Origin of the sequence: Paenibacillus sp. 2KB_20 (genome assembly GCF_052115765.1) — a bacterium.
GTDB lineage: Bacteria > Bacillota > Bacilli > Paenibacillales > Paenibacillaceae > Paenibacillus_AQ.
In genome coordinates this window covers 24045-38817 of sequence record NZ_JBFRHH010000023.1, presented here as the reverse complement: position 1 = coordinate 38817, position 14773 = coordinate 24045, and the positions used below count along the sequence as shown (strand labels likewise).

Sequence of the window (14773 nt, the reverse complement as noted above, 5' to 3'; positions counted from 1 at the left end):
GACGTTTTTTTGGTAGAAGACATACAGCGGCAGGCTTTGCCGCTGCTCTAGCCTTGGCAGTTTTGCTCAAGGCTTCTTTTCGGTTATAATTTTTTGGCAATCGTCTAAAATTCCATGAGAAATAGAGTCTAGGTAATTCATTTCTTTTGCATAAGAGAGGTGCCCCTTTTGTTACAAGCACTTATTGATGTATTTTCGAAGGATTCGGACTTCAAATCCATAACCGCTGGCGTCCAAGCCGGCATGAGGGAGCAATTGATCTCCGGTCTTTCTGGGTCGTCCAGGCAGATCTTAATGGCCGCATTGCACCAGGACCAGCAGCGACCGCTGCTCGTTGTCACTCATAATATGTTTTCAGCCCAGAAAATTGCGGATGATCTACAGGAAGCGCTCTCACCGGACCAAGTATTGTTATACCCGGCGAATGAACTGGTAGCGGCCGAATCGGCCGTTTCAAGCCCCGAGACTCTGGCGCAGCGGATTGATGTACTCGTCCGTTGTGCCAGAGGCTTCCGGGGTATTGTCGTTGCGCCATTTTCCGGCGTGCGTCGTCTGCTTCCAGCTCCTGAAGTGATGTCCGATGCCCGAATTGTACTTCATGACGGCGGGACACTCGTGCTGGATTCCTTCCTGAACCAGATGATCGAGATGGGATATGAACGGGTGGAGCGCGTCGAGAGCCGCGGCGAGATGAGTGTCCGCGGCGGTATCATCGATTTTTATCCGATGACAACGACCATGGCGTATCGCGTCGAACTGTTTGATGAAGATATCGACTCCATTCGTACCTTCGACCCGGCAGATCAGCGCTCGATTGACAAGGTCCGGGAAGTCACCATTACACCATGCAAGGAAATTATTGCAGATTCAGAGCGGCTAAGCCGTACAGCGGATACGGTGGTCCGTCTGCTGGAGACGCAGCTCGAGCGCATGAGTGATCGTCAGGCCAAGCTCCGTCTGCGGGATGAAATACACCGGGAAGTTGAGATGCTGCGCGAGCGGATATATTTCCCTGAAATCTATAAATATATCTCCCTGTTGTATCCGGAGAAGACCAATCTATATGATTACATGCCGAAGGATACGATTCTGATTATGGATGAGCCTGCTCGTCTGTTAGAAACAGCCAAGCAGTTGGAGCGGGATGAAGCGGAATGGAATTTGCATCTGATGCAGAATGGCAAATCGCTGCCGGATCTGCCGCTTTCACTGGATACGGAAGAACTGATCTATCAGCACCCCTATCAAAGTCTACTGATCTCGATCTTCCTGCGTCAGGTGCCAAGAATGCAGCCGCAGAATATCGTCAATGTGATTACGCGCGGCATGCAGGATTTCCATGGCCAGATGAATGTGCTCAAGGCTGAGATGGAGCGCTGGAAGAAGTCGGGTGTTCAGGTCATGATGCTGGCAGGCGATGCGGAGCGGATGGACCGCATGCGGCGGGTACTGCTGGACTATGGTATCGAAGAACCGGTTATGTTTGAGGGGCATCTGCAGAATGGCTTCGAGATGCCTTCGGTTCATGCTGCCATTATTACAGAGAGCGAAATGTTCTCCTCGAAGCAGCGCAAAACACGCAAAACCACAAAGAATATGGACAACGCCGAGCGCATCAAGAGCTATACGGAGCTCAAAGTCGGCGATTATGTGGTGCATCAAAACCACGGTATCGGGAAATATATGGGGATCGGGACGCTCGAAATCAACGGAATCCATAAGGACTACATGCATATTCTGTATGCCGGGGGCGATAAGCTGTCCGTTCCGATTGAGCAGATCGATCTCATCCAGAAATATGTCGGTTCGGAAGACAAGGAGCCGAAGGTTTACAAGCTGGGCGGAAATGAATGGACGCGGGTTAAGAACAAGGTTCGCTCTTCCGTTCAGGATATCGCCGACGATCTGATCAAGCTGTATGCCGAGCGTCAGACTGCGCCTGGGTACGGATTTGAGAAGGATACGTCGGAGCAGCAGGAATTCGAGGACATGTTCCCATATGATGAAACACCTGATCAGCTTCGAGCGATTACCGAAATCAAAAAAGACATGGAGCAGAACCGGCCGATGGATCGGCTGCTGTGCGGTGATGTCGGTTACGGGAAAACGGAAGTGGCCGTTCGCGCTGCGTTTAAAGCAGCGATCGAAGGGAAGCAGGTTGCGGTGCTGGTACCGACGACGATTTTGGCCCAACAGCATTACGAGACGTTTCGGGAGCGTTTTGCCAATTATCCGATCAACATTCAGGTGCTGAGCCGTTTCCGGAGCCGTAAGGAGCAGAATGAGACGATCAAGAAAGTAAAGCAGGGCTCTGTCGATATTTTGATCGGGACGCACCGATTGCTGTCGCAGGATATTGTGTTCAAGGATCTGGGACTGCTGATTGTGGATGAAGAGCAGCGGTTTGGCGTTACGCATAAGGAGAAATTGAAGAAGCTGAAGACCAATGTCGACGTACTGACGCTGACGGCAACGCCGATTCCGCGTACGCTGCATATGTCGATGCTCGGCGTTCGGGATTTGTCCGTGATCGAGACACCGCCGGAGAACCGTTTTCCAGTGCAGACTTATGTCGTAGAGCATAGCCAGACCCTGGTGCGGGAAGCCATCGAGCGAGAGCTGGCCCGGGGAGGTCAAGTTTACTATCTCTACAATCGGGTTCAGGGCATTCAAGAGATGGCAGCCCAGATATCCATGCTGGTACCGGAGGCCCGAGTGGGTGTGGGACACGGGCAAATGTCGGAAACGGAACTGGAGAAGACCATTCTCGACTTTCTGGACGGCGAACACGACGTATTGGTTAGTACGAGCATTATTGAGACGGGTGTGGATATCCCGAATGTAAATACGCTTATCGTGCATGATGCGGACAAAATGGGCCTCTCCCAGCTGTATCAGCTGCGCGGACGCGTCGGACGTTCCAACCGGATCGCTTATGCTTATTTCACGTACCAGCGGGATAAGGTGCTGACCGAAGTGGCCGAGAAGCGGCTGCAGTCCATTAAAGAATTTACGGAGCTTGGCTCCGGATTCAAGATTGCGATGCGGGACCTGTCGATTCGCGGCGCGGGCAATCTGCTCGGAGCGGAGCAGCATGGCTTTATTGCTTCCGTCGGGTTCGACCTGTATTCACAGATGCTGGCGGAGGAGATACAAAAACGCAAAGTCAGCATGCTGGGCGAGCCGCCATTGCCATCGAAGGACTGGAACACTTCCATCGATCTTGGGATTGATGCTTACTTGCCGTCAGATTACATTTATGACAGCATCCAGAAGATCGAAATTTATAAAAAAGTGGCTGTCGTTTCGTCTATCGACGAATCGGCGGAGCTTGAGGATGAACTGCTTGACCGCTTTGGCGAGCTGCCGCTTGCGGTAAGTAACCTGCTTGCTGTATCCCGCTTGAAGGTATATGGTCGTACGTACGGGATCGACTCCATTATCCAGCGCGGCGACGATGTGCTGCTGCAGTTTTATGAAGGGCAGGATAAGACGGTTGATACAGCAGGACTTGCGCAAATTGGAAATATGTTCGAAAGACGTGTACAATTTGAACAAGGGCCGACGATGGCCATTCGAATCAAAGGCAAGGGACTTTCCGATCAACAACTGTTAGAATTGCTGGAGCAATTCCTGGAGGCCGCAAAAGGGCCATTCAACCTGAAGGGAGAACTACAAAATGCCGTCAAGAAATAACAAGGCATGGAAGACGTTTATGGTATCCATCACAGCAGTGCTATCCATGTCGATGATCGCTGCGTGCGGAAACGACAAGACTAAGGGAACCGAAAATGATAATAGCAAAGTTATTGTCAAATATAAGGGTGGAGAGATTACCGAGAAGGAATTTGATCTGGAACAGCGCATGATTCAGTTCATGTCCCCAGAATACGCCCAATTTTTACAAATGGATGAATTTAAAGAGTATTTGGCGAAACAGGGGGTAGCCTACGAATACCTGTACGCCAAAGCTGACGATAAAGCGAAGGAAGCTGCCGGGAAGCAAGCGGACGATTTGCTAAAGCAGCAGAAGAGCGGAATGGGCGAGGAGCAGTTTAAAGCTGCTCTAGAATCGCAGAAATTGACGGAAGACGATCTCAAAAATTATATGCTTCGCGTCATGACCGTTATGGAATATGAGAAGAGTCAGGTAACCGAAGAGAATATCAAGAAGGAATTCGAGGCGAACAAGAAGGATTACACCAACATTAGCGTTCGTCATGTCCTGATTGGTTTTAAGGATGCGGAAGGCAAGGAAAGAGCGGAAGGCGAGGCGCTCAAAATTGCCAAGGAAGTACAGTCCAAGCTGAATAAAGGCGAGGACTTTGCTGCGGTCGCTAAGAAATACTCCGAGGATCCGGGCTCCAAGAACAGCGGAGGCCTGTATGAGAACAAACCGGCAGGCACTTGGGTACCGCAGTTCAAGGAAAAGGCGCTAACGCTCGAGCTTAATAAGATCAGCGATCCGGTAGAAACTGACTACGGTTACCATGTCATGAAAGTAGAGAAGCGCGAGGAAGTGTCTTACGACAAGCTGCCTGCCGATCAGAAGGAAGGCATTCGTAATGAACTTGCCTCGGCGAAGATCGACAACTTTATGCAGAATGAGCTCAACGACCTGATTGAGAGCATGAATCTTCCGAAGAGTGAGAACGCGGACAAGCCTGCCGAAGGCACAGGAGACCAGAAGAAAGACGGTACCACTGACAAACCTGCGGAAGGTGATCAAACACCGGATGCAGGCAAGGAAGACACGGGTAAATAAGCCCGCAGACAAGGTCCGGCAATTGATATTGTAATGCGCTGCGGGTAATGCTGGATGTTACGGCTAGCGCATGATGAAATGGTGGGATCTTCGAATCCATAACGTGCGAAATCGCGCGTTATGGATTTTTTCTCCCCTGACATCCGTCTCTTTCGAATGATATTTATTTTTGGATTTCGCAACCAACAGAGGGTAGATGATGTATAAGGAATTGGGAATGGATGAATACTATGGTCAGACATTAACTCTTATATACCTGGGGACATCCTCTTCCCGAATGGAACAGTAGTTGAAAAATCTTCTTATGAAAGTGGGGCAACAAGTGACATGAAAGCTACTGGTATCGTCCGCCGTATTGATGACCTCGGGCGCGTGGTCATTCCAAAAGAAATTAGACGCACACTGCGGATTCGCGAAGGTGACCCGCTGGAAATTTTCGTTGACCGGGATGGAGAAGTCATTCTGAAGAAATATTCACCGATCGGTGAATTGGGCGATTTTGCGAAGGAATACGCAGAGTCCCTTTATGAGAGCACAGGTCACATCACGATCATATCGGACCGTGATACATTTATCGCCGTAGCAGGCGGCTCCAAGAAGGAGTATTTGGACAAGCCGATTGGCAACCTTCTGGAAAACTGCATGGAAAATCGCAAGACGGTGCTGGAAAGCAACAGTGGTACGTATGAGATCAGCAAAGACAATCCGGAAACTTTATCCGCTTTTGTCGCTGCTCCTATCATTGCTGGAGGAGACCCGATTGGCAGTGTTGTGCTGCTGAACAAGGACGAATCCGTGAACATGGGTGAGATGGAAGTGAAGATGTCTGAAACCGCCGCAGGCTTCCTCGGCAAGCAAATGGAACAATAAGACAAGGACATGAATCCTTGGATGGAGACTCCCGCTGAACGTTGATCACAGGGTCAATCGGCAGCTGGGAGTTTTTGTTGTCCGGCTTCTCTTTTTTGTACCCCTCTCCCGCCCTTGGTTATAATGGAGGTACACATGGCAGCATCTACGCAGATGTTTGGTCTGTGATACGAAAAAAAAGAAACTAGGGGATTGGAAGAGGATATGAAACCAGATCAAACAGGGGCAAGGCTTCTACAGGGAGCGTTTATTCTCAGTGCGGCCGCGCTTCTGTCCAAGCTGATTGGCACACTGCAAAAAATACCGCTGCAAAATATGGGTGGGGATGCCGTCTTTGGCATCTACAATACGGTTTATCCGTTCTATATGATGATCATTACGATAGCGGCGGTTGGCTTCCCCGCCGCGGTCTCCAAATATGTGGCAGAATATGAGGCCGAAGGGCGCACTGAGGACGGCCATCGCCTGCTGCGCCTGTCTTCCGTCTCGTTGGTACTGTTCGGTCTATTTCTCGGCTTCCTGATGTATGTCTGTGCTCCGTGGATCGGGATGTGGATCGGAAGCAGTCAGGTTGTGCCCGCCCTCCGCGCAGGTGCGTTGGCGCTGGCATTCGTGCCTTGGATGTCAGTCCTGCGCGGTTATTTTCAAGGGCTGCACAATATGGTGCCAACGGCAATTTCCCAGATTACGGAGCAGGTTGTCCGTGTTGGGGTCATGATTGTGCTGCTGCTTTACATGATCCGTGCCGGTGCCGATCCCGACGTAATTGCCGCCGGAGCGCTGCTCGGATCTGCTGCCGGTGGCGCCGCCGGTCTATTGGTGATGGGACTATACTGGCGCAAGCATGTCCGGTCAACTCGGGGTGAAATACAAGGAGAAGTAAGTCAAGGATTCGGAGCGGCGGGTATGAACGAAACGGGGATGCGTGCCGATGTAACTAGAGAGGGAGCAGGTGTTCTACTTGGCCGCCTGCTTGCTTATGGAATCCCCGTCTGTCTTAGTCTGCTCGCTGTTCCACTGATTGGACTGGTGGATACCTTCACGGTGCCCCGGTTATTGACATCCGGTGGACTGGGCGAAGCAATGGCCATGGCGGAGTTTGGGGTCTATAACCGCGGATTGCCGCTTGTCCAGTTGGTTACGATGCTGGCTACTTCGTTGTCGGTTCTGTTTATCCCTGCGCTGGCGGAGGCCAAGTTCAAAGGAGAGTCCGCCCGGGTTGCAAGCCAAACCCGCATGGCCCTCCGTTGGTTTTGGCTGATTGGAATGACGGCCTCCGTAGGCCTGGCAGTGCTGGCTGAACCGATTAACGTCATGCTGTACGAGGATGCTGCTGGGACGGTGACGATGCAGGTGATTGCCTTTACGGCTGCTGGGGGTACGCTAAGCACGATTACGGCTGCGCTGCTTCAAGGGATCGGTATGGTCAAAGCACCGGCGGTTCATCTGCTGGCTGCGGCTGGGCTCAAGCTGCTGCTCAACCTGCTGTTGGTGCCGCAGTTCGGCATTACCGGCGCAGCCATCGCCGGCGTGGCTGCGCATCTGACCGCCGCCGCGCTCAACCTCGCGCTGCTCTCGCGAAGCGCTGGCGCCCGCCTTGACGTCGGCGGCATGTTCGCAAGGACGCTGCCGGTCCTCGCCGCGGTGGCACTGGCCGCCTGGGGCGCAGGTGAGGCAGCCGGCGGCATCCTGGCGGCTGCCGGCTTCGCCCCGGGCCGCCTCACCCACGCGGCTGCGAGCCTGAGCGGCGTCGCGGCTGGATGCGGCGCCTTCCTTATCGGCGCCGCACTCACGAAGCTCCTCACCGAGGAGGAGATTCGGATGCTGCCAAAGGTCGGAAGACCGCTGGCGGCCTTCTTGCGGGCCCTGCGCGTGCTGCGCTGACCCGGGCTGACGTGAGATGTTTGATCTTCTGTGATATAGTAGTGTACGATAATGACGTCGACAAGGCGGACGAAGACGAAAGGAAGTAGCGTATGAGTGCATCCATTACGGTGGTCGGCTTGGGTTCTGGCAACCCAGATCGATTGACGATAGGTATCATAAAAACCATGCAGCGGGCATCGAAGGTGTATGTGCGTACATTATCTCATCCCGTCATCGCTGCGTTGAATGAGTTCCAGATTCACCCGGAATCGTTTGACCATGTGTATGAAGCGCATGACACCTTTCCCGAGGTGTACGAATCCATTGCATCCGCGCTAATCAACTTGGCTAAGGCTGCTGAGGATGATCGTGAGCTTGTCTACGCGGTGCCCGGGCATCCGATGGTAGCGGAGGCAACGGTTCGGTTATTACGGGAGCGCTGCCCGGGAGAGCATGTGACGCTTACGGTGCTCGGCGGTGAGAGCTTTCTGGACGAGGCCTTCGTTCGCCTTGGTTTCGATCCCATTGAGGGCTTCCAACTTCTCGATGCGGCTGAGCTACGTGCAACTGTCATCCAGCCGCAGCTCCATACCCTGATCGGCCAGGTGTATGACATGTTTACCGCTTCGGAAGTTAAACTGGCGCTGATGGAACTGTATCCGGACGAATATCCGGTCATTGTCGGCCATGCGCTGGGCGTTGAGGGCGAGGAAGTGATCCAGCGCGTGCCGCTCTACGAGCTTGATCGCATCGACGGGTATGGGAATCTTTCGCTGGTCTACGTACCCCGAAGCGATGACAGCCTGCTTCGACAGCGAACGTTTGCCAGACTCCATGAGATCGTTGGCATTCTGCGCAGTCCTGAGGGCTGTCCATGGGACCGTGAGCAGACCCATGAATCCATCCGCAAAAATCTGATCGAAGAAACCTATGAGGTATTAGAGACGATTGATGAGGATGATCCTGAGCATATGCAGGAAGAACTCGGGGATCTGCTGCTGCAGATTATGCTGCATTCTCAGATGGAAGAGGAGCTCGGTACCTTTACGGTGTATGATGTCATTCAAGCGTTGAATGACAAGTTGATCTTCCGTCACCCGCATGTCTTTGGCGAGAGCAGCGCCAAAGATGCGGAATCTGCCCTGCAGAACTGGGAGCAGATGAAAGCGGAAGAGAAGCGCCGCAAAGGGCTCTCCCCAGAGAAAGCTTCGGCACTGGATGGCATTCCGCGGGATCTTCCCGCCTTGATGAAGGCGTACAAGCTCCAGAAGAAGGCATCCAAGGTTGGTTTCGATTGGGATAATATCGAGGGCGTGTTTCAGAAGATTGAAGAGGAACTCGGTGAACTGAGGCAGGCGGTGACCGAGGGCCAGTCTGATGAGGATACGGCGCTTGAGCTCGGCGATCTGCTGTTCGCGGTCTCCAATGCGGCAAGATTTATTGGGGCGGACCCGGAAGAGGCGCTTTCGAGAACGAACCGGAAGTTTGTCAGTCGCTTCAGCTACATAGAGGAGCATCTTGCCGCCCAGGGGAAAACCTTGCAGGAAAGTACCCTGGACGAGATGGAAGCCCTATGGCAGGCAGCTAAATCGGGATCGACACAAAGCGGCGGTATCGATGTGTGAAAAAGGCAACTTTTCACGTAAAAAATAAAAAAATAGGGATTTGCGGCAGGAATTCCGCAAGGCATCCAGAATAATCATTAATGGTGAAATCTTGCAGATTGCAAGGCGGTTTAACCGAATAACCGTAAAATCTTATATTTTTCTGATAATTGGGAGGATTTAATTCATGAACAAAACAGATCTGATCAACAACATTTCCGGTAAAAGTGGATTGACAAAAAAAGACGTAGAGAACGTCTTGAACGGCTTCCTTGGTGAAATTACTGAAGCTTTGGCTAATGGCGATAAAGTTCAATTGATCGGCTTTGGTACATTCGAGACTCGCAAGCGCGCTGGACGTACAGGCCGCAACCCGCAAACAGGTAACACAATCGAAATTCCAGAATCCAACGTTCCTGCGTTCAAGGCAGGTAACAAGCTTAAAGAAGCCGTAAAATAATGCGTGTCGATAAATTCCTGAAAGTATCGAGGTTAATCAAGCGGCGTACCGTAGCGAAAGATGTATCGGATCAAGGTCGGGTGCTGATCAATGGCCGTGAGGCCAAGCCGAGCAGCACGGTTAAATTGGGCGACGAGATCACCGTCCAATTTGGTCAGAAGCTGGTGACCGTCCGGGTCGAGCGTCTTACCGAGACAACCCGTAAAGATGAGGCGACCAGCCTCTATACCTTGGTCAAGGAAGAACCGATCGTTAAAGATCGCGGATTGGACTGGTAATCAGCCCGAGCCGTTCCATCAAACGTCCCTCTCACCATATGGTGTGGGGGACGTTTTTTATGTTTATCATGGGTGTATAAACGTTGGACCTCCCGCTCTCGTTCTTTCTCCGTGCATTCCTTGCAGCATCACGCTCATTCCTGAAGCGGTTGCTCTTCTTCCGGTTCTAAAGGCAGGCGCCTTCCCATAAGCTATTGTTAAAAGGAGGGGTACATGCCATGATCGACCAAGGGAAGGGCAAGTTTCATGACCTGCGGATGCAGAACCGGAAGCTGCTGGACATTACGGGTGTCCAAAATGTGGAGAGCTTTGACAGTGAAGAATTTCTGCTTCAAACCGAGCTTGGGCATCTCACCATTCGGGGGCAAAATTTACATATTAAAAATCTCAGCCTGGAAGAGGGGCTTTTGTCGATTGAAGGTCAGGTGCATTCACTGATTTATTTGAATCCCGGTTCGCAGACCAAGAACAAGAGTCTGCTAGGTAAGCTGTTTAAATGAACCCCAGCGTACAATGGATCACGCTGCTCTGGATGCTCTTCTCCGGAGCAGCGATGGGAGTCGCCTTCGACAGCTACCGGGTGCTGGCAGGGCAGCTCCGTTTCCCGCAATGGTCCAAGCATACCCTGGACTTCCTTTACTGGATTGCGGCAGCCTTCTTCATTTTTCGCATGTTGTATGTGACCAATGACGGTCAACTGCGTTTTTATGTGTTTGTGGGCCTGTTTATAGGGGTTTGGATCTATTTTTTATTATGGAGTGTCATAACCCAGCGTTTTGTGGTAATGTTAATTCAAGTGACAAAAGGCTTGCTGTCCTTTTTGTACAAGCTGTTCCGTATCTTATTGTGGAATCCGATCAAAGGAATCCTGATGCTCATCTTAGGATTGTTAAGGTTTCTATGGAAGTTTCTCCTGTCGCTGTTGCGTTTAGTCCTTAAATGCCTCATGCCTTTTTGGCGACTCTTGAAATGGATGCTGAGACCGATCACATCCAGAGTCAGGCTGCCGGCATGGTGCAAGCAATTCGCGGACAAGGTTATCAAGGCGTGGAAGCGCTGGTTTTAGGAGGTATGGTCATGGGAAGATTTGCTGATCCATCGAAGCAGGCTCCCCAACAAACCAAGACAAAGAACAAAGGCGCACGCCGGCGTAAAAGAATGTTTGTGGCGATGATGGCGCTGTTTTTGATCTGGGCAGGTTCAACGCTCTGGTCCCAGAATGACCGCATCCGTAATCAGAACGAAGCGCTAGCTCAAAAGCAAGAGGATTATAAGTCCGTTGAACAGTCGCTAATCCAGATTACTCATGAAGTGGAGCGATTGAAGGACCCTGAATATATCGGGCAGATTGCCCGCAAGAAGTTTGGACTGTATCTGCCAAATGAGACGCCGATCATTCAGCCCCAAAATTCGGGCGAAGAGCCGTAATTAGGCATGACAGACGTCTGTTGACCTTGTTTAGGTCATTATCGTATAATCAAATCACCGCAGCGCGATTTATAAATCGGACTGTATATTTTTAAGGGAGGATCATTTTATTCTATGGCAATTGAAGTGGGCACCAAGTTAGAGGGCAAGGTGACAGGCATAACGCATTTTGGAGCATTTGTGGATCTGTCAGGAGGTGTCACGGGTCTCGTTCACATCTCGGAGATCGCCGACAACTACGTTAAGGATGTCAACGATCATTTGAAGATCAACGATGTCGTTACCGTGAAGGTGATTAATGTCGACAAGGACGGCAAGATCGGTCTTTCGATCAAGCAGGCTGTCGACAAGCCGGCTTCCGAAAGTCGTCCACCCCGCGCACCGAGACCGGAACGCAGTGGCGGCGGCGGAGAACGATTCGGAGGTGGCGCTGGTGGAGGATTCAACCGTGAACGCGGTGGACGCCCGTTTAAGCCTGCGGCCAACAAGCCTTCATTTGAGGATAAAATGTCACGCTTCCTGAAAGACAGTGAAGAACGAATCTCTTCGCTTAAGAAGAATACGGAAGGCAAACGCGGTGGACGCGGAGCCAAACGTATGTAATTCGATAAAATATAAACTGACCGCAGAGGGAAACCGCCTTCTGCGGTTTTTTTGTCGTTGTATCCAAGGGTACGACAGGTTCCTACGCAATTTACGGCGCTTCCGTGTGGAATGAGCACGGGATGTCTGCCTCAATTCGGGAAATGGTCTGCAAGAATGCTCCAGGTTTGAGGCGTGTAAACACCGCTGGGCGTGGGGGATGAAGGCTCTTTTCCCGAACGTTCGCAAGGCCCGTTGATTTTGTCGGAAATTTCTTTGGGGCTTGTCCGGTGTTCTGACAAACTTTCCTGAACAGGGGTTTTATAATGGGACCAACAAATTCGTGAAGAATGGGGTGCCAGCGTAATGGATAAAAGAAATCTGGTGATGTTTCCGGGTACTGAGGCAGTTAAAGGGGGAGCGGGTTCCATTCGTGCCCGTGTAACAGAACGGTTAGGGCAGCTGCCTTTTCTACAGCGTCCCATCCACTTCCTGGCCGCTAAGAAGTGGATGATCCTGCTAACCTTCATGGGTTTTCTGCTCGGACGAGCGATGATACTGGGAGAGCTGTCTCCATTTGCAATCGCTTATTTTGCAGTCATTGCCTTTATGCGCCGTGATTATTTGCTGCCGGTAGGCGCCGCTATCGTTGCAGGAAGTTTATTTGCGTCCTTTCCGGTGGCATGGATGGTACCAGCAGAAATCTTGATCTTTTACTTTATGATGCGGGGATTGGAGACCTATGATCGGGCAGAATTGTCGTATGCACCGCTAATGGTATTTGTCTCCACCTTCTTCGTGAATCTGTTCAGTGTTCTCATCGGACCGAGCATTACCTGGTATTCCATGATGATGCTCACCTTGAATGCCGTGCTCAGCTTTGTCCTGACATTGGTCTTTATTCAAGCGATTCCCGTGCTGACGCTTCGTAAAAAAACGCATGCTCTTCGAAATGAAGAAATTCTATGTATTATCATTTTGCTGGCGTCGGTCATGACAGGTGCCGTTGGCTGGACGATCCAATCTCTGTCGGTAGAGCATGTCTTATCCCGATACTTAATTCTGCTGTTTGCCCTAGTCGGGGGAGCTCCGCTAGGCGCCTCGGTTGGCGTAGTAACGGGCCTCATCCTCAGTCTTGCCAACATTTCGGCATTCTCCCAGATGAGTTTGCTCGCCTTTTCCGGGATGCTCGCAGGTATGCTGAAGGAAGGGAAGAAAGGCGGTGTTTCGCTGGGAATGCTGCTGGGGGCAACTATTCTCTCCATCTATTTCAGCAATCCTGGAGAAGTGATGATCTCCACTTGGGAAACCTGCGCGGCTATCGTGTTATTCCTCATTACGCCCAAGAGTGTGATGCAGGCTATAGGCAAATATGTGCCTGGCACGCAGGATCATACCCGTTCACAGCATGAATACGCCAAGCGGGTCCGGGATCTTACAGCGGACCGTGTGACCCAATTTTCCCGGGTGTTCCGGCAGCTCTCGCAAAGCTTCGGACAGACGTCCGGGGTTATACAGCCTCCGGGCAAACAAACGGAGGAGATGAATCATTTCATGAATGCCGTGGCGGAGGGAAGCTGTGCCACATGCTTTAAACGGAATCAGTGCTGGGATATGAAGTTTTACCAGACTTATAAATATATGACCGATATGATGACCTCGATCGAGGATAATCCTGAGATGGAAGCAGACGATCTGCCGCCGGAATGGAGCCGGATCTGTGCCAAGAAGGAGGAGGTGCTTGGCATCCTCAAGCAGCAGTATCATCTTTACCAACATGATATGCAGTGGAAACGCCAAATATACGATAGCCGTCATCTGGTAGCGGAACAATTATCCGGGGTTTCGCAGGTCATGGAAGACTTGGCCCGAGAGATTAAGCGGGAAAGCCAGACCATGCACATTCAAGAAGAACAGATTCGGGAAGCGCTTCAGCAGCTGGGCTTATCGGTTCAAGGCATCGATATCATCAGTTTGGATTCCGGGCAGGTCGAGATTGAGATCATTCATGCATACACCCGGGGTTATGACGAATGCAGGAAGATTATCGGACCGCTGCTGTCCGACATTCTCGGGGAGCATATCGCCGTAATGGAAGAGACCTTGATCCATCCAAGAGATGGATTGGCCACCGTGCGATTCGGCTCAGCGAAAACATATGAAATTATGACGGGCGTAGCCGCAGCGGCTAAGGGAGGGGATATTTTATCAGGTGACAGCTTCAGTACGGTCGAGCTGGGCAACGGGACGTTTGTGGTAGCGCTTAGTGATGGTATGGGCAACGGGGAAAGGGCACGGCTCGAGAGCAGCTCGGCTCTGAATATATTAGAACAACTGCTTCAATCCGGGATGGATGAGAAGCTGGCAATCAAATCGGTCAACTCGATTCTAATGCTGCGCTCGCCGGATGAAATCTATGCCACGGTCGATATGGCCCTAATCGATCAATATACGGCTCAGACCACCTTTATGAAGATCGGTTCGACGCCAAGCTTTATCAAACGAGGCAATGATGTCATACCGGTCTCGGCCAGCAATCTTCCGATTGGGATCATTCAGGATATCGAAGTGGACCTAGTCTCATTACAACTGCAGGCCGGTGATGTTCTCATTATGATGACGGATGGCATATATGATGCTCCGGGTTATGCGGTAAACAAGGAGCTATGGATGAAACGAATGATTCAGGAAGTGAACAGTGAGGATCCGCAGGAAATTGCCGATTGTTTGTTGGAGAAGGTGATTCGTTACCAGCAGAATCAAATTCATGATGATATGACGGTGGTGGTCGGGCGTGTGGATCACTTTCATCCGGAATGGTCGAATGTGCATGTTCCGGGCTTTGCCCGAATGGAGCGGCCGCGAACGGTTAGCTGATGCGTTAGATAAATCAAGCGATTACCCGGGAAATGGAGGCCCC

General features: G+C 51.4%; 12 protein-coding genes. All 12 read left to right on the top strand.

Annotated features, from left to right (window positions below; genetic code table 11):
• The first annotated feature begins 168 nt into the window (after window positions 1-168).
• The 12 genes from mfd (at window position 169) to spoIIE (ending at window position 14730) form a co-directional block, all read left to right on the top strand.
• Entirely contained in the window at window positions 169-3696 is a 3528-nt protein-coding gene (mfd, locus tag AB4124_RS32485; RefSeq protein WP_430112099.1) for a transcription-repair coupling factor, read from the top strand.
• Complete coding sequence (locus AB4124_RS32480) at window positions 3680-4765, top strand: peptidylprolyl isomerase (protein WP_339269204.1); 1086 nt, start codon at window positions 3680-3682, stop codon at window positions 4763-4765. Before mfd ends, AB4124_RS32480 begins: the two co-directional genes overlap by 17 nt.
• Before the next feature lie 327 nt (window positions 4766-5092).
• Window positions 5093-5635: a stage V sporulation protein T gene (gene spoVT, locus AB4124_RS32475; RefSeq protein ID WP_071221080.1), complete on the top strand. Its 543-nt coding sequence runs from the start codon at window positions 5093-5095 to the stop codon at window positions 5633-5635.
• 204 nt (window positions 5636-5839) lie between these two features.
• Window positions 5840-7519, top strand: a complete 1680-nt coding sequence (locus AB4124_RS32470; protein WP_441975324.1) for a putative polysaccharide biosynthesis protein — start codon at window positions 5840-5842, stop codon at window positions 7517-7519.
• A gap of 92 nt (window positions 7520-7611) precedes the next feature.
• A complete protein-coding gene (gene mazG, locus AB4124_RS32465) occupies window positions 7612-9126 on the top strand; it encodes a nucleoside triphosphate pyrophosphohydrolase (protein ID WP_441975323.1) in 1515 nt (504 codons plus the stop codon).
• A 166-nt stretch (window positions 9127-9292) separates the two neighbouring features.
• Window positions 9293-9565 carry an HU family DNA-binding protein gene (locus tag AB4124_RS32460; protein ID WP_009591918.1) on the top strand — a complete coding sequence of 91 codons (273 nt, stop codon included), beginning with the start codon at window positions 9293-9295 and terminating at the stop codon, window positions 9563-9565.
• Window positions 9565-9843, top strand: coding sequence for an RNA-binding S4 domain-containing protein (locus AB4124_RS32455; protein ID WP_076326537.1), 279 nt, complete (start codon window positions 9565-9567; stop codon window positions 9841-9843). The genes AB4124_RS32460 and AB4124_RS32455 overlap by 1 nt, the downstream gene beginning before the upstream one ends.
• A gap of 218 nt (window positions 9844-10061) precedes the next feature.
• A complete protein-coding gene (gene yabP, locus AB4124_RS32450) occupies window positions 10062-10343 on the top strand; it encodes a sporulation protein YabP (protein WP_009591926.1) in 282 nt (93 codons plus the stop codon).
• Window positions 10340-10909 carry a spore cortex biosynthesis protein YabQ gene (gene yabQ, locus AB4124_RS32445; RefSeq protein WP_098741226.1) on the top strand — a complete coding sequence of 190 codons (570 nt, stop codon included), beginning with the start codon at window positions 10340-10342 and terminating at the stop codon, window positions 10907-10909. Before yabP ends, yabQ begins: the two co-directional genes overlap by 4 nt.
• Before the next feature lie 11 nt (window positions 10910-10920).
• Window positions 10921-11271, top strand: coding sequence for an FtsB family cell division protein (locus AB4124_RS32440; RefSeq protein ID WP_098741227.1), 351 nt, complete (start codon window positions 10921-10923; stop codon window positions 11269-11271).
• 114 nt (window positions 11272-11385) lie between these two features.
• Entirely contained in the window at window positions 11386-11874 is a 489-nt protein-coding gene (locus AB4124_RS32435) for a S1 domain-containing RNA-binding protein (RefSeq protein ID WP_076326534.1), read from the top strand.
• Between the two features lie 345 nt (window positions 11875-12219).
• On the top strand, window positions 12220-14730 hold the full coding sequence (gene spoIIE, locus AB4124_RS32430) for a stage II sporulation protein E (protein WP_441975322.1): 2511 nt from the start codon (window positions 12220-12222) through the stop codon (window positions 14728-14730).
• The last annotated feature ends 43 nt before the right edge of the window (window positions 14731-14773 follow it).